Annotated in this window: 22 protein-coding genes and 2 pseudogenes; 20 read left to right on the forward strand and 4 right to left on the reverse strand. The window is 52.4% G+C overall.

Annotation, left to right across the window (positions count from 1 at the left end):
• Positions 1-210: 210 nt before the first annotated feature.
• From IV04_RS03880 to dinB, 9 genes are all read left to right on the forward strand, one after another.
• Positions 211-1560 carry a Na(+)-translocating NADH-quinone reductase subunit A gene (locus IV04_RS03880; protein ID WP_037403837.1) on the forward strand — a complete coding sequence of 450 codons (1350 nt, stop codon included), beginning with the start codon at positions 211-213 and terminating at the stop codon, positions 1558-1560.
• A gap of 3 nt (positions 1561-1563) precedes the next feature.
• The gene (locus IV04_RS03885) at positions 1564-2805 is read left to right on the forward strand and encodes an NADH:ubiquinone reductase (Na(+)-transporting) subunit B (RefSeq protein ID WP_037403835.1); all 1242 of its coding nucleotides are present in this window, start codon (positions 1564-1566) and stop codon (positions 2803-2805) included.
• Positions 2795-3589: a Na(+)-translocating NADH-quinone reductase subunit C gene (locus IV04_RS03890; RefSeq protein ID WP_037403834.1), complete on the forward strand. Its 795-nt coding sequence runs from the start codon at positions 2795-2797 to the stop codon at positions 3587-3589. The genes IV04_RS03885 and IV04_RS03890 overlap by 11 nt, the downstream gene beginning before the upstream one ends.
• Entirely contained in the window at positions 3582-4211 is a 630-nt protein-coding gene (locus IV04_RS03895) for an NADH:ubiquinone reductase (Na(+)-transporting) subunit D (RefSeq protein ID WP_037403833.1), read from the forward strand. The genes IV04_RS03890 and IV04_RS03895 overlap by 8 nt, the downstream gene beginning before the upstream one ends.
• A gap of 6 nt (positions 4212-4217) precedes the next feature.
• Entirely contained in the window at positions 4218-4814 is a 597-nt protein-coding gene (nqrE, locus tag IV04_RS03900) for an NADH:ubiquinone reductase (Na(+)-transporting) subunit E (RefSeq protein ID WP_037403832.1), read from the forward strand.
• Between the two features lie 15 nt (positions 4815-4829).
• Entirely contained in the window at positions 4830-6053 is a 1224-nt protein-coding gene (gene nqrF / locus IV04_RS03905; RefSeq protein ID WP_037403830.1) for an NADH:ubiquinone reductase (Na(+)-transporting) subunit F, read from the forward strand.
• A 14-nt stretch (positions 6054-6067) separates the two neighbouring features.
• Entirely contained in the window at positions 6068-7084 is a 1017-nt protein-coding gene (locus tag IV04_RS03910) for an FAD:protein FMN transferase (RefSeq protein ID WP_037403828.1), read from the forward strand.
• Between the two features lie 7 nt (positions 7085-7091).
• Complete coding sequence (nqrM, locus tag IV04_RS03915; RefSeq protein ID WP_037403826.1) at positions 7092-7319, forward strand: (Na+)-NQR maturation NqrM; 228 nt, start codon at positions 7092-7094, stop codon at positions 7317-7319.
• A gap of 117 nt (positions 7320-7436) precedes the next feature.
• Entirely contained in the window at positions 7437-8495 is a 1059-nt protein-coding gene (gene dinB, locus IV04_RS03920; protein WP_037403824.1) for a DNA polymerase IV, read from the forward strand.
• 56 nt (positions 8496-8551) lie between these two features.
• Here dinB and pepD read toward each other — a convergent pair whose 3' ends face one another.
• Positions 8552-10012, reverse strand: coding sequence for a beta-Ala-His dipeptidase (gene pepD / locus IV04_RS03925; protein ID WP_037403822.1), 1461 nt, complete (start codon positions 10010-10012; stop codon positions 8552-8554).
• Positions 10013-10349: 337 nt separating this feature from the next.
• Between pepD and gpt the strand changes: the two genes are divergently transcribed.
• The 5 genes from gpt to proA all read left to right on the forward strand — a co-directional run bounded on the left by gpt (position 10350) and on the right by proA (position 15235).
• Entirely contained in the window at positions 10350-10808 is a 459-nt protein-coding gene (gpt, locus tag IV04_RS03930; protein WP_037403820.1) for a xanthine phosphoribosyltransferase, read from the forward strand.
• Between the two features lie 238 nt (positions 10809-11046).
• Complete coding sequence (frsA, locus tag IV04_RS03935) at positions 11047-12294, forward strand: esterase FrsA (protein ID WP_037403819.1); 1248 nt, start codon at positions 11047-11049, stop codon at positions 12292-12294.
• A gap of 61 nt (positions 12295-12355) precedes the next feature.
• A complete protein-coding gene (gene crl, locus IV04_RS03940) occupies positions 12356-12757 on the forward strand; it encodes a sigma factor-binding protein Crl (RefSeq protein WP_037403818.1) in 402 nt (133 codons plus the stop codon).
• Between the two features lie 111 nt (positions 12758-12868).
• On the forward strand, positions 12869-13972 hold the full coding sequence (gene proB, locus IV04_RS03945) for a glutamate 5-kinase (RefSeq protein WP_037403817.1): 1104 nt from the start codon (positions 12869-12871) through the stop codon (positions 13970-13972).
• A 9-nt stretch (positions 13973-13981) separates the two neighbouring features.
• Entirely contained in the window at positions 13982-15235 is a 1254-nt protein-coding gene (proA, locus tag IV04_RS03950; protein WP_037403816.1) for a glutamate-5-semialdehyde dehydrogenase, read from the forward strand.
• Between the two features lie 88 nt (positions 15236-15323).
• Here proA and IV04_RS03955 read toward each other — a convergent pair whose 3' ends face one another.
• From IV04_RS03955 to IV04_RS03965, 3 genes are read right to left on the reverse strand one after another with little or no spacing between them, the layout of a single operon-like run.
• Positions 15324-16955 (reverse strand): ATP-binding protein, encoded by a 1632-nt coding sequence (locus tag IV04_RS03955; protein WP_051916650.1) that lies wholly within the window; start codon positions 16953-16955, stop codon positions 15324-15326.
• A gap of 39 nt (positions 16956-16994) precedes the next feature.
• A complete protein-coding gene (locus IV04_RS03960) occupies positions 16995-18221 on the reverse strand; it encodes an EAL domain-containing protein (protein ID WP_037403814.1) in 1227 nt (408 codons plus the stop codon).
• 4 nt (positions 18222-18225) lie between these two features.
• The gene (locus IV04_RS03965) at positions 18226-20310 is read right to left on the reverse strand and encodes an ATP-binding protein (RefSeq protein WP_081893160.1); all 2085 of its coding nucleotides are present in this window, start codon (positions 20308-20310) and stop codon (positions 18226-18228) included.
• 333 nt (positions 20311-20643) lie between these two features.
• Here IV04_RS03965 and IV04_RS03970 point away from each other — a divergent pair, with 333 nt between their 5' ends.
• The 6 genes and pseudogenes from IV04_RS03970 to IV04_RS26695 all read left to right on the forward strand — a co-directional run.
• Positions 20644-21162: a fimbrial protein gene (locus IV04_RS03970; RefSeq protein ID WP_037403812.1), complete on the forward strand. Its 519-nt coding sequence runs from the start codon at positions 20644-20646 to the stop codon at positions 21160-21162.
• A gap of 49 nt (positions 21163-21211) precedes the next feature.
• Entirely contained in the window at positions 21212-21889 is a 678-nt protein-coding gene (locus IV04_RS03975) for a molecular chaperone (RefSeq protein ID WP_037403810.1), read from the forward strand.
• Between the two features lie 20 nt (positions 21890-21909).
• Positions 21910-24435, forward strand: a complete 2526-nt coding sequence (locus IV04_RS03980) for a fimbria/pilus outer membrane usher protein (protein WP_037440625.1) — start codon at positions 21910-21912, stop codon at positions 24433-24435.
• Positions 24436-24695: 260 nt separating this feature from the next.
• Positions 24696-25448, forward strand: coding sequence for a fimbrial protein (locus tag IV04_RS03985; RefSeq protein WP_152562799.1), 753 nt, complete (start codon positions 24696-24698; stop codon positions 25446-25448).
• Positions 25449-25677: 229 nt separating this feature from the next.
• Positions 25678-25890, forward strand: a pseudogene (locus IV04_RS03990) (LysR family transcriptional regulator); the annotation flags it as partial.
• Positions 25891-25962: 72 nt separating this feature from the next.
• A pseudogene (locus IV04_RS26695) lies at positions 25963-26254 on the forward strand (transposase); the annotation flags it as partial.

The raw sequence follows: 26254 nt of genomic DNA on the forward strand, positions 1-26254 counted from the left end.
TGTTAATAACATTTATTTAACACACTGTATTGTTGTCTGGGCCGGAATTCTGCGATAGAGAAAACGGTTCTGTGTGAGCGTTTCACGTTGGGTATGTGCTTGTTGTGCCCATCCTGAGGTTGTTATGGCAGCCTCGCCACCCTGGCATCGTCTGCGCCTGCCTGTTGGGCCGGTAAGACGTGTGGACATTTTAAACATCGTGTACATCCTATGATCAGAATCAGAAAAGGGTTAGATCTGCCGATATCCGGGATACCGTCTCAGGTGATTCAGGACGGCCCCGTTATCACGCGTGTGGCACTGCTTGGCCAAGACTATGTCGGTATGCGTCCTTCCATGCTGGTGGAAGAGGGCGCGCGCGTTAAGAAGGGGCAGGCGCTGTTTGAAGACAAAAAGAACCCTGGCGTCTTCTTCACGGCTCCTGCCAGCGGGCGTATTGCCGCTATCCAGCGTGGTGAACGCCGCGTGTTGCAGTCCGTGGTGATTGAGATTGAAAACGGCGGTGATGAGCAGGTGGAGTTTGCTTATTACCAGCAGGCCGATCTGCCGCTGCTGGAACGTGAACAGGTCGAGAGCGATTTGCTGGCCAGCGGCCTGTGGGCCGCTCTGCGTACTCGCCCGTTCAGTAAAGCGCCTCGCCCCGGAACAATCCCGCGCGCAATTTTCGTTAACGCCATGGACACCCAGCCGTTGGCAGCCGATCCGCAGGTGATTATTGCCGAACAGCAGGAAGCGTTTAACGCCGGGCTGACGGTGCTGACTCGTCTGACCGATGGCAAAGTTCATGTCTGCCACGCGGCGGGCACCCGAATGGCGGTGCAGAGTGGGGCGCAAATCAGCTATAACGAGTTTTCTGGCCCGCATCCTGCCGGGTTGGTGGGTACCCACATTCATTTCCTGGAGCCGGTCAGCCTGAAAAAAACCGTCTGGCACGTTGGTTATCAGGACGTTATCGCCATGGGTACGTTGTTTACCACCGGCCAGCTCGACACCCGCCGGGTAGTGGCGCTCGCAGGGCCACAGGTGGAACAACCCATTCTGCTGCGTACCCGTTTGGGTGCCAGCCTTGATGAGTTGACCGCTGGCCGCCTGAAGTCCGGTGAAAACCGCGTGATTTCCGGCTCGGTGCTGAGCGGCACCCAGGCGATTGGGCCGAATGCCTGGCTTGGTCGTTTCCATACTCAGGTTTCGGTGCTGCTGGAAGGGCGTGAGAAAGAGTTGTTCGGTTGGATCGCTCCAGCCCCAGATAAATTCTCGATCACCCGCACGACGCTGGGGCATTTCCTGAAGAATAAACTGTTTGCCTTTTCGACTACCACCAACGGCGGCGAACGTTCAATGGTGCCCATCGGCAATTATGAACGCGTCATGCCGCTGGATATTTTGCCGACCCATTTATTGCGCGATCTGTTGTCTGGCGATACTGACAGCGCCCAGGCACTGGGCTGCCTGGAGCTGGATGAAGAAGATCTGGCGTTATGCACCTTCGTGTGCCCCGGCAAGTATGAATACGGCCCGGTGCTGCGTGACGTGCTGACCAAGATTGAGCAGGAAGGATAACCCATGGGCCTGAAGAATTATTTACACAAGATTGAGCCTCACTTCATGCCGGGTGGCAAGTTGGAAAAGTGGTACCCGCTGTATGAAGCGACCGCTACGGTGTTCTACACCCCCGGAACGGTGACGCATGGTGCTTCGCACGTGCGTGATGCCATCGATCTGAAACGCATGATGATCCTGGTGTGGTTGGCGGTCTTCCCGGCGATGTTCTGGGGGATGTACAACGTTGGCCAGCAGGCGATTCCGGCATTGCATCACCTGTACAGCGGTGAGCAATTACAACAGGTGTTGGCGGGGGATTGGCATTATCGCCTGGCGCAGTGGCTGGGGGCATCGCTAGGTTCTGATGCCGGCTGGATCAGCAAAATGGTGCTTGGCGCGACCTATTTTATGCCGCTCTACGCCGTTTCCTTCCTGGTGGGCGGCTTCTGGGAAGTGCTGTTTGCCATGGTCCGCAAACATGAGATTAACGAGGGTTTCTTCGTCACCTCGATTTTGTTTGCGCTGATCTTGCCACCGACGCTGCCTTTATGGCAGGCGGCGCTGGGTATCACCTTTGGTGTGGTGATCGCCAAAGAGATCTTTGGTGGCACCGGGCGCAACTTCCTAAACCCGGCGCTGGCGGGGCGTGCTTTTCTGTTCTTCGCTTATCCGGCACAGATTTCCGGCGATCTGGTCTGGACTTCTGCCGACGGTTTCTCCGGGGCGACGCCGTTAGCACAATGGGGTACGGGTGGAGTTCACAGCCTGACGAATACCGTTACCGGGCAGTCGATCACCTGGATGAATGCATTTTTGGGTAACATTCCGGGTTCGGTCGGGGAAGTCTCCACGCTGATGATCCTGCTCGGCGGTGCGATCATTCTGTTTGGCCGCGTAGCCTCTTGGCGCATTGTCGCCGGGGTGATGATCGGCATGATCGCCACCGCGTATCTGTTCAATGCTATCGGTTCTGCCACCAACCCGCTGTTTGCGATGCCATGGTACTGGCACTTGGTGCTCGGGGGTTTTGCCTTCGGCATGATCTTTATGGCGACCGACCCGGTTTCTGCCTCGTTTACCAACCAGGGGAAATGGTGGTACGGCATGCTGATCGGCGCGATGTGTGTGCTGATCCGAGTCGTCAATCCGGCCTATCCGGAAGGCATGATGCTGGCGATTCTGTTCGCCAACCTGTTCGCACCGCTGTTTGATTATCTGGTGGTGCAGGCCAACATCAAGCGGAGAAAAGCCCGTGGCGAATGAATCTAAAAACGACAGCATCGGCAAAACGCTGATGGTAGTCCTGCTGCTGTGCCTGGTATGTTCTGTGGTGGTGGCGGGTTCCGCCGTTGGCCTGAAACCGAGACAGCAGGAACAGCGGCTGCTGGACAAACAACGCAACATTCTTGACGTCGCCGGGCTGCTGGTACGCGGCATGCCGAGTGAGCAGGTCAGAGCCACCTTTAATAAACGTATTGAGACGCGCTTGCTGGATCTGAACACTGGCGAGTTTGTGCCGGGCGATAACAGCCATTTTGATCTGGCTACCGCGTTGCGCAGCAATGCCAGCAGCATCGCCTTACCCGCCAGCAAAGATCTGGCCGGGATCCGCCGCCGCAGCAACCAGGCCGAAATCTATCTGGTGCGCGATGATGCCGGTGCGATCAGCAAAATCATCCTGCCGGTATACGGTGCTGGGTTGTGGTCGATGATGTACGCCTTTGTGGCGGTGGATGCCGATGGTAATACCGTGCGTGGCCTCAGTTTCTACCAGCATGGCGAAACCCCAGGGCTGGGGGGGGAAATCCAGAACCCTAACTGGCGTGCGCAGTGGATCGGCAGGCAACTGTTTGATGCGGACGGCAACCCGGCGATCCGCATTGTGAAAGGCGGGGCTCGCTCAGGTGATATGCACTCGGTAGATGGTTTGTCCGGTGCGACGCTGACTTCCAATGGCGTGCAGAATACCTTTAATTTCTGGTTGGGCGAGCACGGCTTTGGCCCATTCCTGCAAAGAGTCCGTGAAGGAGCGCTGAAGAATGGCTGATTCCAAAGAGATTAAGCGGGTTCTACTGGGGCCGCTGTTTGACAATAACCCGATTGCCTTGCAGATCCTTGGGGTCTGTTCGGCGTTGGCGGTGACCACTAAGTTGGAAACGGCGCTGGTGATGACCATTGCGGTGACGCTGGTGACGGCGTTTTCCAGCTTCTTCATTTCGCTGATTCGCCATCACATTCCCAACAGCGTGCGCATCATCGTGCAGATGACCATCATTGCATCGCTGGTGATCGTGGTGGACCAACTGCTGCGTGCCTATGCGTTTGAGATTTCGAAACAGCTGTCGGTATTCGTTGGCCTGATTATCACCAACTGTATTGTAATGGGGCGTGCGGAAGCTTACGCCATGAAGTCGCCGCCGATCGAAAGCTTTATGGACGGGATCGGTAACGGTTTGGGGTATGGCGTGATCCTGATCCTGGTGGGGTTCCTGCGCGAACTGATCGGTTCCGGCATGCTGTTCGATATCCCGATCCTGGTGACGGTGCAGAACGGTGGCTGGTATCAGCCAAATGGCCTGTTCCTGTTGGCACCGAGCGCGTTCTTTATCATCGGCCTGCTGATCTGGGGGTTGCGTACCCTGAAGCCAGCGCAGATAGAAAAGGAGTAACCGCCGATGGAACATTATATCAGCCTGTTTGTCCGCGCGGTGTTTGTTGAAAACATGGCGTTGGCGTTTTTCCTTGGCATGTGTACTTTCCTGGCGGTGTCCAAGAAGGTCTCTACCGCCTTTGGCCTGGGGATTGCGGTCACGCTGGTGCTCGGTATTTCCGTGCCGGTGAACAACCTGGTTTATAACCTGCTGCTGCGCGATGGCGCGCTGGTGGAAGGTGTCGATCTGAGCTTCCTTAATTTCATCACCTTCATTGGTGTGATTGCCGCGCTGGTACAGATTCTGGAAATGATCCTCGATCGTTTCTTCCCGGCCTTGTACAACGCCCTCGGGATCTTCCTGCCGTTGATTACCGTGAACTGCGCCATCTTTGGTGGCGTGTCTTTCATGGTACAGCGTGATTACAACTTTATGGAATCCGTGGTGTATGGCTTTGGCTCCGGTATCGGCTGGATGCTGGCCATTGTGGCGCTGGCAGGGATCCGCGAAAAACTGAAGTATGCCGATGTGCCAGCCGGGTTACGTGGTCTGGGCATTACCTTTATTGCCACCGGGCTGATGGCGTTGGGCTTTATGTCCTTCTCCGGCGTTCAGTTATAAAGGCGGGAAGTATTTATGGAAATTATTTTAGGCGTCGCGATGTTCACCGGCATCGTTATGGTGTTGGCACTGCTGATTCTGTTTGCCAAATCCAAGCTGGTGAATACCGGTGATATCGCCGTTGAGGTTAATGGCGATCGGGATAAAAGCTTTACCGCGCCCGCAGGGGATAAGCTGCTCAACATGCTTTCCAGCCAAGGGATCTTTGTTTCCTCGGCCTGCGGTGGTGGCGGTTCCTGTGGTCAGTGCCGGGTGGTGATCAAAGAGGGCGGCGGCGATATTCTGCCCACCGAGCTTTCCCATATCAGTAAGCGTGAAGCCAAAGAGGGCTGTCGCCTGGCATGCCAGGTGAACGTCAAGCAGAACCTCAAGATCGAACTGCCAGAAGAGATCTTTGGCGTGAAGAAATGGGAGTGCGAGGTTATCTCTAATGATAACCAAGCGACCTTTATCAAAGAGCTGAAGTTGAGGATTCCTGATGGCGAAGACGTCCCATTCCGCGCGGGGGGCTTTATCCAGATCGAAGCGCCAGCGCACGAAGTGAGCTATGACGATTTTGAAGTACCGCAGGAATACCGGGGGGATTGGGATAAATTCAACCTGTTCCGCTTCCGTTCGGTGGTGAATGAGACAACGGTGCGTGCCTATTCAATGGCTAACTACCCAGATGAAAAGGGCATCATCATGCTCAACGTGCGTATTGCCACGCCGCCGCCGAATAATCCTGAGGCCCCGCCGGGCATTATGTCTTCCTATATCTGGTCGCTGAAAGAGGGCGATAGGGTGACGATCTCCGGCCCATTTGGCGAATTTTTTGCCAAAGAGACTCAGGCCGAAATGGTGTTTATCGGCGGTGGTGCCGGTATGGCGCCGATGCGTTCACACATTTTCGATCAACTGAAGCGCCTCAAATCCAAACGCAAAATCACCTTCTGGTACGGTGCTCGTTCCCTGCGTGAAATGTTCTATGAGGATGATTTCAATCATCTGCAGGAAGAGAACGAAAACTTTACTTGGCACGTGGCGCTCTCCGATCCGCAACCGGAGGATAACTGGACGGGCTATACCGGCTTTATCCACAACGTCCTGCTGGAAAACTATCTGAAGAACCATCCGGCACCGGAAGATTGTGAGTTTTACATGTGTGGCCCGCCGATGATGAACGCGGCAGTGATCAAGATGCTGAAAGATCTGGGTGTCGAAGACGATAACATCATGCTTGATGACTTTGGTGGCTGAACAGGCGGTTTGGAATGAAGTTTTGCATGACAATAGTGGCGCTTAGCGCCACTTTGCTGTTGGCGGGGTGTGAGCCGAAGCAGGAAAATCTCGATGGCAAAACCATGGGAACCTATTACTCGATCCGGTTTGTTCCTGGGGAAGAAACCCCTGCCGTTGAGACGCTGCGGAGCGAGATTGATAAACGGCTCGAGCAGGTTAATGATCAGATGTCGACCTATCGGCCAGAGTCTGAACTGAGCCGTTTTAACGCCAGCCGCGAAGTGAACAAACCGTTCCCGGTTTCCGCTGCCACCACGGAAGTGGTGCTGGAAGCACTGCGGATCAACCGGGTGACCGATGGCGCGCTTGATGTGACCGTTGGGCCGCTGGTGAATCTGTGGGGGTTTGGCCCGGAAGGCCGTCCGAATAAGGTGCCGAGCGCCGCTGAGCTGGCATTGCGGCGCAGTTGGACCGGGATCGACAAGTTATCGGTTGAAGGTAATGCGCTGGTGAAGCGTATCCCGGAACTGTATGTCGATCTCTCTGCTATCGCCAAAGGCTATGGCGTTGATGTGATCGCAGAATATCTGCAATCACAGCACATCAAAAACTATATGGTTGATATTGGTGGTGAGGTACGCACCCGTGGCCATAACGGCGAGAAAAAACCGTGGCGAATCGCCATTGAACGCCCGGTAGCGGGTGGCGAGCAACAGGCTCATTTGGTGATTGAACCGGGGGAAATGTCTATTGCGACCTCTGGGGATTACCGTAATTACTTCGAATACGATGGCGTGCGCTATTCTCATACTATCGATCCATCGACCGGTAAGCCGATCGCTCATCATCTGGTGTCGGTTACCGTAATCAGCCCGCAGTGCATGACTGCCGACGGCCTGGCCACCGGTTTGAATGTGCTGGGGCCGGAGCGGGGTATGGCGCTGGCCGAACTGATGGGGATCCCGGTATTGATGATCGTGAAAACCGCCGCCGGTTTTGAAGAGCATTATTCCGAGGCGTTTAAACCCTACCTGAAGAAAAGCGAGTGAGGCGGTTATGCTGACGGTATTCGTTGCATCCTTTGTGCTGTTTCTGCTGGTGGTTGGTGGCATGTCACTGGGCTATCTGTTCCGGCGCAAAACCCTGCAAGGCAGTTGCGGGGGGATAACCGCATTGGGAATGGAGAAAGTTTGCGATTGCCCAGAGCCCTGTGATGCACGTAAAAAGCGCCTGGCGAAAGAAGCGCGGCGGCGTGAGCAACTGGAAAAACACCGCATCTTATAACGTTTGCATATCAAGGGGTTCTGTAGGCAGAACCCCTTGATGATCTAATCCGTGTATTTCTGCGTTTGAGTTCTCTGTAATTTACTGTATATTTAAACAGTATTGTGGGAGGGCGAGATGCGTAAAATTATTCATGTGGATATGGACTGCTTCTTCGCAGCGGTAGAAATGCGCGACGACCCTAGCCTGCGTGATATTCCCTTGGCGATCGGCGGCAGTGCCGAACGGCGCGGAGTGATCAGCACCGCCAACTATCCTGCGCGCCGTTTTGGAGTGCGCAGCGCGATGTCCACCGCCATGGCGTTCAAGCTTTGCCCGCATCTGAAATTGTTACCGGGGCGAATGGCGGCCTATAAAGAAGCCTCTCAACATATCCGCACCATTTTTGCCCGTTACACGTCACTGATTGAACCGCTGTCGTTGGATGAAGCCTATCTGGATGTGAGCGACAGCTCACTGTGCAGTGGCTCAGCCACGTTGATCGCCCAACAGATCCGCCAGGCGATCTCGGATGAACTGCAGCTCACCGCCTCTGCCGGGATCGCGCCAATTAAATTCCTCGCCAAGATCGCCTCTGAATTGAATAAACCTAACGGGCAATATGTGATTACACCGGCGCAGGTTCCGGCATTTCTGCAACAATTGCCGCTCGGCAAGATCCCCGGTGTGGGTAAAGTCACCGCCAAACGGCTGGAGGAACTGGGGTTATTCACCTGCGCTGATGTGCAGCAATACGATCTGGCCGCATTGTTAAAAAGTTTCGGCAAGTTTGGTCGGGTGCTGTGGGAACGCAGCCAGGGGATTGATGAACGTGAAGTTTCCCCCGAGCGTTTACGCAAATCGGTTGGCGTTGAGCGCACGCTGGCGGCAGATATCCATCGTTGGGAAGATTGCGAAACGTTGATTATCGACAAGCTGTATCCCGAGTTGGAGATGCGTTTGCGCAAGGTGAAACCGGATCTGCACATTGCCCGGCAAGGGGTTAAGCTCAAGTTTCAAGACTTTCAGCAGACCACGCAGGAGCATATCTGGCCAGTACTGAACCAAGAGGATTTGGTTAACGTTGCACGCCAGGTTTGGCAAGAGCGACGTGAAGGGCGCGGTGTACGCTTGGTTGGCCTGCATGTCACCTTGCTGGATCCGCAGCTTGAACGGCAACTGGTGCTGGCGTGGTAATCATGCACGGGTATATATCTGCAAGGGCGTAATATTACACCCTTGCAGCATGACTTTTAGTGGCGTTCAGGGATCGCTTTCAGCAGTTCGGTCAACAACTGCCAATACTGCCCGACGCTGGCAATATGCACCTGCTCATCTGGCGAGTGTGGCCCGGTGATGGTTGGCCCAATCGAAACCATATCCATATGTGGGTAAGGTTTTTTGAACAAGCCACATTCCAACCCGGCGTGGATCACCATAATGTTCGGTGTGCTGTTAAACAGCTTCTGGTAGGTTTCACGCACCAATTGCATGACCGGTGAGTTGGCATCCGGCTGCCAGCCTGGATAGGCCCCCTTGGCTTCGGTGTGAGCACCAGCCAGTTGACCCAGTGCGCTCAGCATCCCCACCACGTCATCTTTACCGCTGTCGATCAGGGAGCGGATCAGGCAAATGATCTCGGCTTCTTGTTCGTTGGTGGTGACGACGCCGACGTTCAGTGAGGTTTCCACCACACCTTTGACTTCATCACTCATACGGATCACACCGTTAGGCGTACCGTTCAGCAGAGCGATAAAACGCGCCTGGCTGCTGGTGGTCATGGCCTGTGATGTACTGGTAGCAGGATCCAGCAGCACGGTGATATTTTTCTCTTTCGCTGCCAGTTCGTTTTTCAGGATAGCCAGATAGTGCTGGCTCAGGGCTTTCAGCTCATCGGCCTTGGCTGCGGGTACGGCAACCACCGCTGAAGCTTCACGAGGGATCGCATTACGCAGCGTACCGCCGTTCAGATCCAGCAGACGCAGATCCAGTTCTTGTGCATGAGCAAACAGGAAACGCGCCAGCAGCTTGTTGGCATTACCCAAACCCTGGTGAATTTCTGCGCCAGAGTGGCCGCCCTTCAAGCCCTTGATGGTCAGTTTCAGGGTTTGATAACCGGCAGGTACTGCTTCACGCTGCAGTGGTAAAGTCGTGATGAAATCAATACCGCCAGCGCAACCCATGTAGATTTCGCCTTCCGTTTCGGAATCGGTGTTGATCAGAATATCGGCCTGCAGCCAGTGGGGTTGCAGCCCAAAAGCGCCATCCATACCGGCTTCTTCAGTCATGGTCAGCAGCACTTCCAGTGGGCCGTGCTCAACGCGCTCATCGGCCAGAACGGCCAGCGCAGAGGCCATGCCGATGCCGTTATCGGCACCCAGCGTAGTACCACGGGCTTTCACCCATTCGCCATCAACGTGAGCCTGGATTGGATCTTTGGCGAAGTCGTGAACGGTATCATTATTTTTCTGTGGCACCATGTCGAGGTGGGCCTGCAGCGCTACCGGTTTACGGTTTTCCATGCCTTTGGTGGCTGGCTTGCGCAGCAGGATATTGCCCACCTGATCGCGCTCGGCGTGCAGGTTCTTTTCTTTTGCCCAACTGAGGATGTGCTGTGCCAGCGCTTCTTCATGGTACGAAGGGTGGGGAATCGAACAAATCTTGGCAAAAATATCCCACAGCGGCTGTGGCGAAAGTTGAGACAATTCAGACACTAGAGGTCTCCTCTAACAGCACACCCTGCGGAGGGCATGCTGTGTGGTTAAGGTAAGTTGATATCTGTGCATGGTGGCACGATGCTGTGAGAATATCATTTTATTCTAGGGCGTGCGCGTACCCTATTGTGCGGCTTAGCCAGTGAGATCTCCCGATTTACTAGGTAGTAGATGAGTTGATCCGCATCAATGACTCCTCTTGCCAGCAGATAAAATAGAGATGAATTCCACCGTTAAACTGGTATTCAGCGCTGGCAGTCTCTATAATCTCGCGCAACCTTTTTTCCCCTGATTACTGAATAAGCCACATCAACTGCTGGCCGGGACCACACATTCTATGAGCGAAAAATACGTTGTTACTTGGGACATGTTGCAAATGCAAGCGCGCAAACTGGCTCACCGCCTGTTACCTGCTGACCAATGGAAAGGCATCATTGCCGTCAGCCGTGGTGGCCTGGTTCCAGCCTCTTTGCTGGCGCGTGAACTGAGTATTCGCTATGTAGATACCGTGTGCATTTCCAGCTACGACCATGACAACCAGCGTGAGATGAAAGTGCTGAAACGCGCCGAGGGTGATGGTGAAGGTTTCATTGTGGTTGATGATCTGGTCGATACCGGCGGCACCGCGAAAGCGATTCGTGAAATGTATCCGAAAGCCCACTTTGTCACTATTTTCGCCAAACCGGCAGGTCGCCCACTGGTTGACGATTATGTGGTTGATATTCCTCAGGATACCTGGATCGAGCAGCCATGGGACATGGGCGTAGCCTTTGTGCCACCGATCGGTGGCCGTTGAGTTCAGCCAAAGCGCCCGGTTTTGCCGGGCGTTTGTTTTTATGGCCCCGGTAGCCTGAGTTCGTCATCTTCTGTAAATTCCCCCACATTCTGTCCGCTGAGCTTTGGTGTCTGTCGCCAGAGTTAGGTACACTACCTTCAGACATTTCGGCTATTTGATACCCGTTGCCTTTCAAGCTGCACTTTGAAATCCGGCGGATATTGGCCTTGAAGCAAGATTCTCGGAGGTTGTTGTTACCATGGCACAAGCCAACCTTTCTGAAGTACTGTTCAAACCTTCATTTAAACATGTCGAAACCTCGACGCTGGTCACCCGCGCTCATCACGCAGTGGGGGCAGATATGCATTCGGCGTTGGAGGGGGATACTGGCAACAACTGGTATCGCATGCTTAATCACCTGTTGTGGACCTGGCGTGGTATTGATCCGCTGGAAATCAGCGAAGTACTGGCGCGCATTGCCAATTCGAACGCCGAGCACAGCGACGATCACCTGCTGGATACCGTGGTGGGTTACCGCAACGGCAACTGGATTTATGAGTGGGTGCGCCAAGGCATGAAATGGCAGCAGCGGGCGTTGGAACAGCAAGATCCGCTGCTGGGCGGGCAGTATTGGCTCAATGCCGCCAATCTCTACAGCATTGCCGGTTATCCGCATCTGAAAGGGGATGAACTGGCCGAGCAGGCAGAGGTGCTGTCCAACCGTGCGTATGAAGAAGCGGCGTTGCTGTTACCGTATCAGCTTAAAGAACTGGAGTTTGCCATTGAGGGCGGTAGCGCGATCACCGGTTTTCTGCATATGCCGGAAAACGGACAGGCACCGTTCCCGACGGTGCTGATGTGCGGCAGCCTAGACACCTTGCAGACCGACTATCATCGCCTGTTCCGTGATTACTTGGCCCCGCTGGGTATTGCGATGCTGACTATTGATATGCCCTCTATTGGTTCATCTTACAAATGGAAGCTGACGCAAGATTCCAGTTTTCTGCACCAACAGGTGCTGACGCAACTGCCTTCAGTGCCGTGGATCGATCATCAACGCGTTGCCGCCTTTGGCTTCCGTTTTGGTGCCAATGTGGCGGTGCGTCTGGCTTACCTGGAGGCGAACCGGTTACGCGGCGTGGCCTGCGTTGGGGCGTTGGTACACAGCCTGCTGTGCGAAGCCCAATGCCAGGACTGCGTGCCCGACATGTATATGGATGTGATAGCCAGCCGCATGGGCATGTCTGACGCTTCCGACAGCGTATTGAGAACCGAACTGAACCGTTATTCGCTGAAAACTCAGGGGCTGCTTGGCCGCCGTTGCCCAACGCCGATGCTGGCAGCTTACTGGGATGGCGATCCGCTCAGCCCGAAGGCGGAAGCGCAATTGATCGCCTCATCTTCACTGAATGGCAAACTGATCGCTATCCCTCGTTCACCGGTCTATGAGAGTTTCCACAAGTCGTTGCTGGAGATTTGTAACTGGTTGAAAGATAAAATGCGTTAACCAGTTGCTAATTCCCAATAGTTTGCTAAATAGTATGGTCTATATCTGAGGAGGTTAAAGAATGACGTTACCAAGTGGCCATCCGAAAAGCCGGTTGATGAAACGCTTTGCCAGCCTGGGGCCTTATCTTCGTGAAGGCAAATGTGAGCAGGACCGTTTCTTTTTTGATTGTTTAGCGGTTTGCGTCAATGTGAAACCCGCTCCGGAAAAGCGTGAATTCTGGGGATGGTGGATCGAACTGCAGGCCGTTCAATCGCGTTTTACCTATGTTTATCAGTTTGGTTTGTTTAACAAAGAGGGGCAATGGAAGGCTGAAAAGATTAAAGATCGTGAAGTACAGGAAAAGTTAGAAACCACGCTGCGCGATTTTCATTCTCGCCTTGAGGAACTGATGACCAGCATGGAGTTGGTGTTGGAACCTGCCGCCGATCTTAATGAAAAACCGATAAAACTTTCCGCCTAAAGCATTTTCATTCTACAAATGCGCTGAAATCGCGTTGTGCCTGTTGGCATAACGCGTGTCTCCTGTTAAAAAGTTCTTTGCATTCCCTTCTATTTCAACGGCAGAGATATTATGAGCAGCAGCCAGACCTTGGTTGTGAAATTGGGTACCAGCGTGTTGACCGGCGGATCGCTGCGTCTGAACCGTGCCCATATTGTCGAACTGGTGCGCCAGTGCGCGCAGCAGCATGCGGCGGGTCACCGTATTGTTATTGTCACTTCCGGGGCGATCGCTGCCGGGCGCGAGCACTTGGGTTACCCTGAACTGCCCGCCACCATCGCTTCTAAACAACTGTTGGCGGCGGTAGGGCAAAGCCGCCTGATCCAACTGTGGGAGCAACTGTTTTCTATTTACGGTATCCATGTCGGCCAAATGCTGCTGACGCGAGCCGATCTCGAAGACCGCGAACGTTTCCTCAATGCCCGTGACACCATGAGTGCGCTGCTGGATAACCGCATCGTGCCGGTGATCAACGAAAACGACGCGGTCGCTACCGCAGAAATCAAAGTCGGTGATAACGACAACCTGTCGGCACTGGCTGCGATTCTGGCCGGGGCGGACAAACTGCTGCTGCTGACCGATCAGCAGGGTTTGTACACCGCCGATCCGCGTAATAACCCCACAGCAGAACTGATCCGTGAAGTGCATGGCGTGGATGATGCGCTGCGCGCCATCGCTGGTGACAGCGTATCCGGCCTGGGCACTGGCGGTATGGGCACGAAATTGCAGGCCGCCGATGTCGCTTGCCGTGCGGGCATTGACGTGATTATTGCTGCGGGCAGCAAACCGGGCGTGGTTGCTGATGTGATCGAAGGGAACCCGGTGGGTACCCGTTTCCATGCGCTGGAAACCCCGTTGGAGAACCGTAAACGCTGGATCTTTGGTGCTCCGCCTGCGGGGGAGATCACGGTTGATGACGGGGCGATCGATGCCATTATGGCGCGCGGTAGTTCACTGCTGCCCAAAGGGATTCGCAACGTCAAAGGTGATTTTTCCCGTGGCGAAGTGATCCGCATCTGCAACTTGGCGGGCCGCGATCTGGCTCACGGCGTCAGCCGTTATAACAGCGATGCGATGCGCATGATCGCCGGGCACCATTCGCAGGAAATCAATGAAATTTTGGGTTATGAGTACGGCCCGGTGGCAGTCCACCGCGACGATATGATTGTCAGCTAAGGAGTGAGCATGCTTGAGCAGATGGGGAGAGCCGCGAAGCAGGCCTCCTGGCAACTGGCGGTACTGAGCACGGCAAAGAAAAATCAGGCGTTGGCCGTGATGGCGGATCGGCTGGAAGCCAATAGCGAAGCGATCCTGCAGGCTAATGAGCAGGACATGGTGCAGGCGCGTGAGGCGGGGATGAGTGAAGCTCTGCTGGATCGTCTGTTGCTCACCCCCGCCCGTTTGGCCGCGATTGCCAATGACGTGCGGCAGGTGTGCCGTTTGAGCGATCCGGTGGGGCACGTACTGGATGGCAGCCTGTTGGACAGTGGCCTGAAGCTGGAGCGCCGCCGTGTGCCGCTCGGCGTGATTGGGGTGATCTATGAAGCACGCCCGAATGTGACTATCGACGTGGCCAGTCTGTGCCTGAAAACCGGCAACGCCGTTATTTTGCGGGGTGGCAAAGAAACGCACCACACCAATCAGGCTACGGTGAAAGTGATCCAGCAAGCGTTGGAACAATGCGGCCTGCCTGCCGCCGCCGTGCAGGCGATCGAAAGCCCCGATCGCGCACTGGTGAATGAGCTGCTGCGTATGGATCGTTATGTCGATATGCTGATCCCGCGTGGTGGTGCCGGTTTACACAAACTGTGCCGCGAGCAATCGACGATCCCGGTGATTACTGGCGGCATTGGTGTGTGCCATATCTACGTGGATGACAGCGTGGACTATGACAAAGCGCTGACGGTGATTGAAAATGCCAAGATCCAACGGCCAAGTGCTTGCAACTCGGTAGAAACCCTGTTGGTTAACCGCACTATTGCTAACAGCTTCTTGCCTGCACTGAGTGCGCGTATGGCTGCGGTGGGGGTGACGCTGCATGCCAGCGATAATGCTATGCCATTGCTGCATGAAGGCCCGGCACGGGTGGTGGCAGTAGAGGCGAAAGACTACGACGACGAATGGTTATCGCTGGATATGAACGTGACGCTGGTGGACGATGTCGATCAGGCGATCGACCATATCCGCATCCATGGCACCAGCCACTCGGATGCGATCCTGACCCGTTCACTGAGCAATGCCGAGTACTTTGTGCGCGCGGTGGATTCTTCGGCGGTATACGTTAACGCCAGCACCCGTTTCACCGACGGCGGTCAGTTTGGTTTGGGAGCCGAAGTCGCAGTGAGTACCCAGAAACTGCACGCGCGTGGCCCGATGGGGTTGGATGCGCTAACCACCTATAAATGGATTGGCTACGGCGACGATCTGGTTCGCAGTTAGCACACTCATAAGAGCAGATAAGGGGGCAGGCAGTGCCTCTTATCTGAGCTTGATGACAACAAAGTCTTTTAACCCGAGATACTCGGGTCTATTCAGCCAATTGCAGCGTAACCCGGTCAGGCGGATCATCTTCTGTTACCGGGATGCGTAGATGAGCGTGTCGTGAATCCGCTGCGGAGGCCGGAATATGCGCTTTGTTGCGAATCAGGCGATCGATACCAAATCCAATGCTGCTCATGCAGTAGGCATCGATTCCTGATGGGCCTGTTTCCCCGGATAAAGAAAGCTCAAGATACCGGCTCTGCCAGTCGACGGTAACGTTATGTGGCCTGCGTGTCACGTCCAGCATCACCGCAGAGGCATCAATCGCTTCCGGTATCTCATCAACAGCTGTTGCCCGTGCTCCCCATTGGTTTAACCAAGCGCAGATATTCTCTGTTAACTCTGGATGAGGGGTGCGCACCCAGACTTTAGATTTATGGAGTTCTGGCTTGACCGGAGGGGCTTCAAACAAGCGCCTAAATTCTAACTCGAAGAAGAATCGGCTGCCCATCATGGGTTCACTCCTGAATTGAATTTTTGTATTCATCAACTCAGCCAAGCGCGCACAGATAGAGAGCCCCAGGCCAGCGCCTCCAGCAATATTGTGTTCAGTATCGGCAAGATAGAACGGCGTGAAAAGTTTCTCTTGGCGATGTTTGCTGATCCCTATGCCGCTGTCACACACTTCCAGTAATAAACGCGGCCTTGAAGAAACGTTCTCGATCAGGCCCAGGCGCACAATGATAAAACCTGTTTCAGTAAACTTTATGGCATTGCTGATGAGGTTATTCAGGATTTGGCGTAGCTTGGCCGGATCGCCTGCGATCTTCACGGGAACGTCCGTCGTGACGGTGGAAAAAAGCAGTAATCCCTTACGATAAGCCATTCCAGCATAAGTGCTGGTACAGTTTTGTACTAACTCCCGTGGGTTGAATGTGGTCTGTTCCAACTGGAGTTGCCCGGCTCGGATCTTATTGATGTCCAGAATATTGCTGATAATCTGCAACAGCATTTGTGAGGCATCTTCAATCCGTTCCGCATACTGACGTTGCTGGCTGTTCAATTGCGTCATGGAAAGCAGCTCCAGCGTACCCAGTGCTCCATACAAGGGGGTGCGGATTTCGTGGCTCATGGTTGCCAGGAAGGTGGTTTTTGCTTCGTCAGCGTCATTTGCGGCTTTTCTGGCGCGGATCAGGTTGCGTTCCACTTCAGCATGGGACGTCACATCTGTGAATGCACAAAGAATGGCGTCCTGTTGCTTATAGCGTGTGGGGGCATAAGTCACATAAAGTGTCCGCTCGCTGGAGATGTCAAACCGCTCGATCGTGCCATCTTGAGTGGCATACTGTACCAGGTTGAGCAGAGCCGCCATGGCTTCTGTGTTTTTTAATGGTTGCCCGGGCGTTGTGTCCAGCCAGTCTAGCCCCAGCGCGTTAGCAAACAGCAGGTGCCCATTATCACGGGCAATAAGGCACAGCGCCACCGGGGCAGTTTGGATCAGCGTTTGGTTGAAGGCATCGTTTTCGAGTATTTGTCGCTGGGTTTCCTGCGTGGGTAAGATCACGTGGCGGTTATGCCAGCGCATATATAAGAGCCCCCCCAGCGTGCTGAGTAATAACAGCAGCAGCGCAGCGCACGACAGCCAGAGATTATCGTTGAAAAAGGTGGAATAACTCATCTGTTCAACACCAATCCATCTCGCATGGGCGATGCTCACCTAAAAAGTGAACGAGGACAGCGAATACACATCGCTGTCTTCGGCGACCAGAAGAATCCCAAAATCCTCGGCGCTAATGGCTGCAGAGATCAAAAAGCCCTGAGCAAAATCACAACCGATACGGCGCAGAAACTGTAAGTCACGCGTTGTTTCAACGCCTTCTGCCGTGACGGTCAGCCCCAACTGCCTGCCTAGTTGCACCGAGGAGATCAGCGCCGTTTTCCGCATATCATCATCGGCGACGCCATTCACAAAGGACTTATCAATCTTCAGTTCAGTAAACGGTGTCGAGATCAGGCTGTACATTGAGTTGTATTCACGCCCGAAGTTATCCTGAGCCAAGCCGAACTTTTTCAAACGTAAGCGACTGGTTCCCATATAATAATTTACCGGGTGAGAAATCGCCTCGTCCTCCAGCAGTTCGAAACACAGGTTTGCCGGATCGACGCCACGCTCGGTAACCTGTTGAAATAATTGGTCAGGCAGTTGAGGGTCGTCAAGCAAAGGAACGGGAAGGTTGAGTGATACCGGCACGGTGTAGCCACTGTGTTGCCAGAGCAGATGCGCATCTAGGGCATCATTCAGCATTCTAAAGAAAAGAGCCTGCTGGAGCTTATAGCGGCGTACTGCGTCGAGAAACGAGCCTGCGACCATAAACCCGTACTCTGGGTGATCCCAGCGGGTCAGGGCTTCAGCACCGACAATCTTGCCACTGCCTAGGTCAATTTTGGGTTGGAACCAGGCTTTGATATCCCCTATCTTCAGGCCATTCTCAACCATACGTTTATCAAACGTATGTTGGGTGTTCACATATTCACGGTGTTTGGGGGGGATTTCGCCTACCTTGGATCTCATCTGCTGCAAGAGGAGTTGCAGTGCTTTTTCGCAGAAGGGTTTATTGAAGGTGCCAATCACGGCCAAACCATGCTCCTTGGCGACCAGACTCACGCTGTTCATCAGGCTACGTGAACGTGTGCTGACCAGCGCCAGCATGGTGTTCATCTGCCGTTTGCTAATCTCGCTGATAAACTGAAAGCCGTCCACATTGGGCATGCTCATATCAATGATGGCAAGATGGAAATGGTGATTCTCCAATAGGGATAGAGCCCCGGCTGCACTGTTGGCAATGCGGACATCAAAGAGGCCAGTTGCACGTAACATCGCATGTATGTGTCTTATGCTATGCGGGTGCTCATCCAGAACCAGCACTTTGTAATTCGGCTGCATAAAGTCAGCTCCTGCTTTTGTTCATAGTGCGCAACAACGCACGTAACTGTGATAGCGACAGAGGCTTACGCAACAGGCAACTCATTCCTGCCGCATACCCTCTTTCTTTTTCCTCCTGGTAGGCATTACCAGTCAGGCCGATTATCTGCCCTTCATATCCTTGTTCTCGGAGCCTACAGGTGACTTCATATCCATCCAGCTCGGGCATGTGCAAATCTGTTATTACCGCATCAAATTTAAAAACATCAAACAAATCAATGGCATCATGACCATTGTTAGCTAAGGTGACCATGCACCCCAGCAGTTCCAACTGTTCACGCAAAATCATGTGGCTGATTGGGCTGTCATCAACAATCAACAGACGCAAATCAAATTTCTCCGTAATAAAAGGAGGGGAGACGGGTGACACCGGAATGGTGCTGCGCTGCATGGATTGCACGAGGCGCCCTATGCCGATAACGCTGTAAGCGCCTGTAATTACCGTGTCATTTTCACTTTTAAGTTCATGATCTAACGTTGGCGGCAGTGCGATAATCCGCTTGCCACGCCAGGGCACGGTATGCACTGATGAAGGCCAGGTCTGAATCAGAATCCCCCTGGATCTCTCATGGGTTGTAACGCTGCGAAAAGGCAGCGACTGAGCTCCCCAATGGCGTAACCACTCGCACAGGTTGTTGACGATCTCAGGCACAGTGCCATCAATGTAAACCGGCTCTGGCAATAAGTGAGGGAATGGCGGCATGCTGTCATCGTTCGCCAAAGGTAATGTCACCTCAAATGTAAAACGGGTTCCCAGGCCGCGTTCACTGGTGATCCACAGTTTGCCTTCCATTAACTGGGCCAGGCGTGAACAGATGGACAACCCCAGGCCAGAGCCTGAATCTTTGCCAGTGAACTTATTGACAGAGCGAAAGTACGGATCGAACAGCCGGGGCAAATGTTCGGAGGTGATACCAATCCCGGTATCCACAACCTGAAAGGCCAGACTGACGTTATCGCAAAAGGGTTGTGCGGCATTCACTCTCAACACGACATGGCCAGAGAGCGTGAATTTGACGGCATTACTGACCAGATTATCCAGGATCTGGCGCACCCGGGTGGCATCTCCCATCAGCAGATGTGGGACGCTGGTATCAGAGATGGCATAGATCTGTAGGCCCTTGTTCTCTGCTTTCGCCGCATAGGTTGCCACGACCAATTCGGCAAGTTCCATCGGCGAAAAGGGCGCGTTCTCCAGCGTCAATTGGCCAGCTTCAATACTGGACAGGTCCAGACTGTCGTTCACAATGCGCAGCAAACTCGAGGATGAATGCAAAAGCGTTTTCATATATTCACGCTGTTGCCCGCTTAATCCGCTGAGAGCGAACAGCTCAAGTGTTCCCAAAATCCCGTACAGCAAGGTGCGTATTTCGTGGCTCATTGTGGTGAGAAAGAGCGTTTTTGCCTGGCTTGCCGATTCTGCTGCGTTTTTGGCTTCCTCCAGTGAACATTCACTCTCTTTCAGTTCCGAAATATCACTGAGCACGCAGAGAATTGCAGACTCGCCTTCCCAGAACGTCGGCGTACAACTCAACTGAATGGTACGTCCATCTTGCAGTACTCGTTCATGGCTGGTGGAAGGCTCATTTTTCGTTGAGATTCGGGTAAACCACTCTCGCTCGTTTTGTAGCCAGGTTTGTGCCAGTTCGTTGGAAAACAGCAGTTCTGCATCTTTGCTTCGCACCAGAGCCAGGCCAACCGATGCCATCTCAACCAATTTACGATTCAGCGCCTCGCTATCCGCAAGTGCTGAAAACTGGCTGAGAACCGGATGCAAAACTTTCCGCGACACATACCAAATGCTCAAGACGACAAACATCGTGAGCATAGTGGTCATAGCGGCTATGCCATAAAAAATAGGCAGGTTTTTTTTAATCAGCTGAGAAATGGGTAAGGCGACCGTGCTATTGACGGAATAATAAAGATAAAAAATGGCTGTGACGATGATGCAACACAGCAAAGCTATCGCAAGTAAGTACAATAACGTCTTGAGCTGATGGGGGGCCAGACGTGACGGTGATAAAATAGCATCATAGTTAATTTTTGGCATCCCGCTACGGTATAAACGACAAAGAGAATAATAAATAAGGAAATCCTTATTTTTGTTTTTTTATGTCATTTCTAAATCAGTGTGTGTGAAAAACGTAATTTCTGACCTTTTAAGGTATTCCTTATAGGGATTTGATAAAAACTGAGCATAATATGCCTCAATAACTGATGGCGGGGTGTGCTTGATATCATTTACATCCAGTGTTTCGGTTTTTAAACCTGCGCATAGGTGAGTGTGACTACTTAATAATATGTTTAAGTAGTCGTCAGTTTATACCTTTAAATTCATTTAAGTAATAGTTTACTACTAAGTATCTCTATCAAAGGAAATATCATGAAAAAGACTTTATTAATTGCAACGTTAGCAGCATTATTTTCAGCACAATCTGCAAACGCTGCTGATGGTGTGATTAATTTCACCGGCAATGTGACCGATACTGCTTGTACTGTTGACAGCGCATCAGCCAATCAGACTGTAGATTTGGGAACGGTATCAACCAGCGCATTTAGTGGCGCAGGTTCAACGGCATCGCCAACGCGTTTTACAATTTCACTGACGACTTGCCCGGTAGCTGCAAATAGCGCAAAAGTACGTTTCGATGGTAAGACGGCAGCAGGTAACTCCGCAATTATCGGCCTGAATTCTGGACAGACCGCAGGGAATATTGGGGTTGCTATCTATGAAGATAACAGCAGCACACTGATTCCAGTGGGTTCACCTTCAGCTGCTAAAACGCTGACCTCGACTGGCGTAAATGAAATGACCTATATCGCTAAATACATGGCGACAGGCACTTCTGTTTCTGCTGGTAGCGCTAATGCTACAGCGACGTTCACCATCACGTATCTGTAAGATCGCAGGGCCGTTTTCGGCCCTATTTTGCTCAAGACAGGATTTACCCATGTTTCAGTTTTCCCGACGTACGCTTTTATTATTTATGTTCTTAATGCCCGCCGTTGCTTCTGCTGGCGTGGAGATTGGTGGTACCCGCCTTGTTTATGACGGTAACAGCAAGCAGGCTTCCATCAGTGTCAACAACCCTGATAATAGACCCTTTCTTATTCAATCCTGGGTGAATAAATCAGAAAACGGTGATGATAATGATGAAACGTTTATCACCACGCCGCCATTGTTCCGTCTCGAACCTCATACACAGAATTCAGTGCGGGTAGTGTTAAGCAATAATCAGCTTCCACAGGATAAAGAGTCTGTTTATTGGTTGAATATTAAAAGTATCCCTGCCAACAACAGCAAGGCAAATAATGAACTGCTCATCGCGGTGAAAGCCCGGATGAAACTCATTTATCGGCCTGCTGGTTTGAGTGGGGATCCGGCAACAGCATGGCAGGAACTGACATTCAACCGCAAGAATGGTGCGCTTTTTGTTTCTAATCCAACGCCTTACAGCGTTTCACTTTACGATTTAAAAGTGAACGGTAAAGAAATCAAAAATCTTCCTATGGTGTTACCGGGTCAGGAAGTATCGCTGGGTCAAAGTGTTTCTCCAGGCAGTCAGATTCACTGGCGTGCAATAAATGACTTTGGCGGTATCACTGCAGAGCATCAAACAACTTTATAATAGTTTAAAAAGATAGCCCAATGAGACCAATTAATTATAATAAGAAATCGCTAAAATCAGAGTTTACCCTGCCTATCGCAGCAGTCTTACTCAACCTGTATGCAGCCAATGCTAAGGCGGATGATTATTTTGCCCCGGATTCGATTGAAATTCGCGGTAATATGTCTCGGGATATCGATCTTTCACAATTCAGTCAGGTAGGCAGTCAGGCTCCGGGTATTTATACGGTATCTATTTACCTGAATGGGAATTATGCCACAGAGCGTGATATTACTTTTACATCAGAGAGCGGAAAACTGACGCCAGAGATAACGGCTGAAGACCTGCTGTTGTGGGGTGTGGCTAAAAATGCGACACCAGCACTGATGCAGGCTGATATGAAAAGTAATATTGCCGGGATCGAGCAGCTTTTGCCTGAGAGCCACATTGATTTTGATTTTCCTCAGCGGCGTCTCAATATTACCGTTCCACAACAATATGTGGCCAGTAATCCGCAGGGGGATGTACCAGAAACCGAGTGGGATGACGGTTTGAATATGCTGTTTCTTAATTACAGCTATTCCGGTTCTACCACCCACAATAGCAGCGCTTCAGAAACCGCCAGCAGCGATTATATTAATCTGAGAAGTGGCGTTAATCTGGGAGCCTGGCGTTTGCGCAGTTACAGTGCTTACACCAGAGGCCATGAAGGCGATCGGTGGGAACAGATCAGTACCTTTTTGCACCGGGATATCAAAACGCTGAGAAGCCAGTTTGTGATGGGGGAAGGGCAAACGCAGTCGGATGTCTTTGATAGCTTCGCGTTTCGTGGCCTGCAACTCTATTCCGATGACAATATGCTGCCCGAGAGTCAGCGTGGATTTGCTCCGATTGTCCGGGGGATTGCCCGTAGCAATGCGCAGGTCACAATACGCCAGAATGGGAACACTATCTGGCAGTCATATGTGCCTCCCGGCCCCTTTGTGATCGACGATTTATATCCAACGTCCACGTCAGGGGAATTGGAGATCATCATTCGCGAGTCCGATGGAACAGAGCGCCGTTCGGTGCAACCATTTTCTGCCGTGCCGGTGATGCTGCGCGAAGGGCATTTTAAATATGCTCTGGCGGCAGGTAAATATCGTTCATCCGATATCGCGAGCAGAGAGCCCTCTTTTATTCAGGGGTCGGGAATTTATGGTCTACCGTGGAGCGCAACGGTGTATGGCGGCGGTATTTTCTCTAATGACTATTCTTCTGTGGCTTTAGGCATAGGGAAAGGTCTTGGGGATTTAGGATCGGTATCGCTGGATGGAACATTTTCTCGTAGCCAGTTTGCCTATGATACCAAGACCGGTGGTTCTTTCCGTTTTCAGTATTCGAAAGACCTTGTTACCAGTGGCACAACATTTACGGTCCTGGGATATCGTTATTCGACTTCTGGTTATCGTGATTTTAACGAAGCCAACGGTGATTACTACGATCAAATGCCAGCGGATTATCAGACTAAAGACGAGCAGCAAGCGTATAGAAACTGGCGTGAGACACAAACGAAACGTAGCCGGACGCAGGCCAATATCAATCAGAGCCTGGGAGATTATGGCAGCCTGTATCTGTCAGCCTTTGAGCAGCGCTATTGGGGCGGCGATAAAGAGCGGACGATCAATACGGGGTACAGCACCAGTTACAACGGGATCAATTACTCTCTGAACTATGGGTATTCACAGGCTTCCCGTTTTAACAATAGCGATCAGACGCTCTCGCTGTCAGTACAAGTTCCGCTGAGCAAGTTCTTGCCTGACACTTGGTTAAGTATGACAGGGTCCAGTAATAAACGTGGGGATACCACGATGATGACCGGTCTGTCGGGGACGGCTCTTGCCGATAATAACCTCTCATGGAGTGCGCAGCAGGGTTACAACAGCCAGCATGCGGGCTCGATGGGCAACGTCACGATGAATTACAAAGGGCAAACGGGTGAATATCGGGCAGGTTACAACTATTCACGGCAGAGCCAACAGTTCACGTATGGCGCTCAGGGGGGCATGGTTCTCCATCCTTATGGGCTGACGTTCACGCAACCCTTGGGTGAGACAACGGCGCTCGTGCGGGCCGAAGACGCCGCAGGCCTGAAATTATTTAATAACACCGGGGTGTATACCAATAGCCAGGGTTACGCCGTAGTGCCCTATGTCAGCCCTTATCAGCGAACCCGTTTAACGCTGGATAGTTCATCGCTGGGAGAGGGTGTCGACTTGTTGAGTGATACACGCACCATCGTGCCAACAAATGGAGCACTGGTGTTGGCTGACTTCCCGACGGCTTCGGGGCAGAAGGTGATGTTTACCCTGCAAGGCACGACTATTCCTTTTGGAGCCACGGCCAGCGTACAAAACAACCAGCGTACGGCAACAGGCATTGTGGATGAACAGAAGCGCGTCTGGCTGACCGGCGTGCCCGATCAGGGCACGGTACAGGTGACGTGGCAAGGAGGGCAGTGCAGTGCCCCTTATCGATTAACGGGCAGCTCGTCTTCTGTGCCTGGTGTGACGCTGGTCTGTCACTGAGTGGAGAAATTATGCGTATTATTCTTTTTTTAAGTTTTTCTTTATTGATGTTGTTTTCGAAAATGGCGGCAGCCTATACCTGTTCAACACCGCAGCCGAATTACATCAGGGGGATCCCAACAGTAACCGTGGCCCGTGATACAGCTGTTGGGGATATTCTGGGCGCTTTCTTTCCGAATTCCATCCCTTTTTCTTGTGTGAACAGTGCTCCAGCCCTGACTTATCAAGAGTTTGGTGTCAAGGCATACGGGAACTATCTCATGATGATCAATGGCAGACGGGTGTATAGCACCAACCTCCCGGGCATTGGTTATTCAGTCTATGTACTGGCTACTGGTTGTAGTGGCAGCAGTACGGCGAGCAATGTGGATGGTACAAATACGATAGGTGGGGACGTCAATACGCGGTTGGCATGTAAAGCCAATGGAATGATTGACCCTACTAGTATGTCTGGCACGCCAGGGATTGTGTTTTACAAAACCGGCCCGGTTACGTCCGGGATGGTGAACGCGACAACGGTGGGGGCGTTGGTGCTGAGAAACAATCAGTCGACCTGGCAATCCCCTGAGGTAACGTTTGGGTTTTATAGCTTTTCCGTGAATTCGACAGGATGTTCTCTCAATAACAACATCGTTAGCGTCGATATGGGCAACGTTAAAAAGAGCGAATTTACCGGTATTGGTAGCACACCTGCCAGCAGTAATACGAAAGACCTGAGTATTTCCCTGTCCTGTTCGACAGGAACGCAGGTCAGTTTCCAGGTTGACGGGAATATTCAGGATGCCGCTAATGGTCTGCTGAATCTGAACAGTGCCTCGGATGCTGCTACGGGAATCGCGGTGCAGTTGCTGTATAACAGCAAACCGCTGACGTTAGGTGCACGGATATTGCTTAGTAATTCCTCCGCAACCACCCTGACGCTCCCGTTACAGGCTCGTTATTACCAGACGAAAAGCACGGTTACGCCAGGTGTGGCGAACAGTATTACCACGTTAACCATGACTTATCAGTGACATTGCCACATTCGATTCGATGCTAACTTGTTTAACGGCTGATGGGCTGCTCACAGAGTTTGTGGCGGCCCAGACGGGAGCAGGTTGAAAGCCAGAGCCTCACAGAGAGTATGTCCACACTGCAGGGGTAAGATCATTATCATTAATGCCTTAACTGGATTAATATGATGGTATCTATGAACCACCTTCATCAGTGCTCTTTGAGGGGGCTGGCATCAGGGAATCGCCAATGCTTAAAGAAAACTTTAACGAACTGCAGATCTTTCTTGTGGTTGCAAGAGAGCGAAGTTTTACCAAAGCAGCCGGTAAGCTTGGCGTTTCACAGTCCGCGCTCAGCCATGCGATGAAAGCATTGGAAGAGCGGTTAAACATACGGCTTTTGACCCGCACCACCCGTAGCGTGGCTCCGACAGAGGCTGGCGAAAGAATTATTGCCTGTCTTTGTAGTGGACCAGTAATCCCGGACACCTCAATAGCCTGTTAATTTAATTACAGCCAATTGAGGTAATTGATAATGACTCAACCTAAACAGACCAAACGCCGTTTTTCTCCTGAATTCCAACTGGAAGCTATTGAGCAGGTCGTTAAGTAGCAGCGGTCAACCATCGAGGTTGCACGCGCTCTGGAGTTGGACCCCAGCCAATTGCGTAAATGGATACGCCAGTACAAAGAAGAAGTCAGCGGGGTGACGCCGGACAATCCTGCACTGACACCAGAGCAACGTGAAATCCAGTCGCTCAGAGCGCAGATTAAACGGCTGGAAATGGAAAAAGAAATACTAAAGCAGGCAGCCGTGTTGATGAGCG

This window comes from Serratia sp. Ag1, from assembly GCF_000743355.1.
GTDB lineage: Bacteria > Pseudomonadota > Gammaproteobacteria > Enterobacterales > Enterobacteriaceae > Chania.

Excerpts from the sequence above, each read along its gene's own strand:
- IV04_RS03880 (WP_037403837.1), top strand. The coding sequence starts at position 211 with ATGATCAGAATCAGAAAAGGGTTAGATCTGCCGATATCCGGGATACCG.
- IV04_RS03885 (WP_037403835.1), top strand. The coding sequence starts at position 1,564 with ATGGGCCTGAAGAATTATTTACACAAGATTGAGCCTCACTTCATGCCG.
- IV04_RS03895 (WP_037403833.1), top strand. The coding sequence starts at position 3,582 with ATGGCTGATTCCAAAGAGATTAAGCGGGTTCTACTGGGGCCGCTGTTT.
- nqrE (WP_037403832.1), top strand. The coding sequence starts at position 4,218 with ATGGAACATTATATCAGCCTGTTTGTCCGCGCGGTGTTTGTTGAAAAC.
- nqrF (WP_037403830.1), top strand. The coding sequence starts at position 4,830 with ATGGAAATTATTTTAGGCGTCGCGATGTTCACCGGCATCGTTATGGTG.
- IV04_RS03910 (WP_037403828.1), top strand. The coding sequence starts at position 6,068 with ATGAAGTTTTGCATGACAATAGTGGCGCTTAGCGCCACTTTGCTGTTG.
- nqrM (WP_037403826.1), top strand. The coding sequence starts at position 7,092 with ATGCTGACGGTATTCGTTGCATCCTTTGTGCTGTTTCTGCTGGTGGTT.
- dinB (WP_037403824.1), top strand. The coding sequence starts at position 7,437 with ATGCGTAAAATTATTCATGTGGATATGGACTGCTTCTTCGCAGCGGTA.
- gpt (WP_037403820.1), top strand. The coding sequence starts at position 10,350 with ATGAGCGAAAAATACGTTGTTACTTGGGACATGTTGCAAATGCAAGCG.
- frsA (WP_037403819.1), top strand. The coding sequence starts at position 11,047 with ATGGCACAAGCCAACCTTTCTGAAGTACTGTTCAAACCTTCATTTAAA.
- crl (WP_037403818.1), top strand. The coding sequence starts at position 12,356 with ATGACGTTACCAAGTGGCCATCCGAAAAGCCGGTTGATGAAACGCTTT.
- proB (WP_037403817.1), top strand. The coding sequence starts at position 12,869 with ATGAGCAGCAGCCAGACCTTGGTTGTGAAATTGGGTACCAGCGTGTTG.
- proA (WP_037403816.1), top strand. The coding sequence starts at position 13,982 with ATGCTTGAGCAGATGGGGAGAGCCGCGAAGCAGGCCTCCTGGCAACTG.
- IV04_RS03955 (WP_051916650.1), bottom strand. The coding sequence starts at position 16,955 with ATGAGTTATTCCACCTTTTTCAACGATAATCTCTGGCTGTCGTGCGCT.
- IV04_RS03960 (WP_037403814.1), bottom strand. The coding sequence starts at position 18,221 with ATGCAGCCGAATTACAAAGTGCTGGTTCTGGATGAGCACCCGCATAGC.
- IV04_RS03965 (WP_081893160.1), bottom strand. The coding sequence starts at position 20,310 with ATGCCAAAAATTAACTATGATGCTATTTTATCACCGTCACGTCTGGCC.
- IV04_RS03970 (WP_037403812.1), top strand. The coding sequence starts at position 20,644 with ATGAAAAAGACTTTATTAATTGCAACGTTAGCAGCATTATTTTCAGCA.
- IV04_RS03975 (WP_037403810.1), top strand. The coding sequence starts at position 21,212 with ATGTTTCAGTTTTCCCGACGTACGCTTTTATTATTTATGTTCTTAATG.
- IV04_RS03980 (WP_037440625.1), top strand. The coding sequence starts at position 21,910 with ATGAGACCAATTAATTATAATAAGAAATCGCTAAAATCAGAGTTTACC.
- IV04_RS03985 (WP_152562799.1), top strand. The coding sequence starts at position 24,696 with ATGATGATCAATGGCAGACGGGTGTATAGCACCAACCTCCCGGGCATT.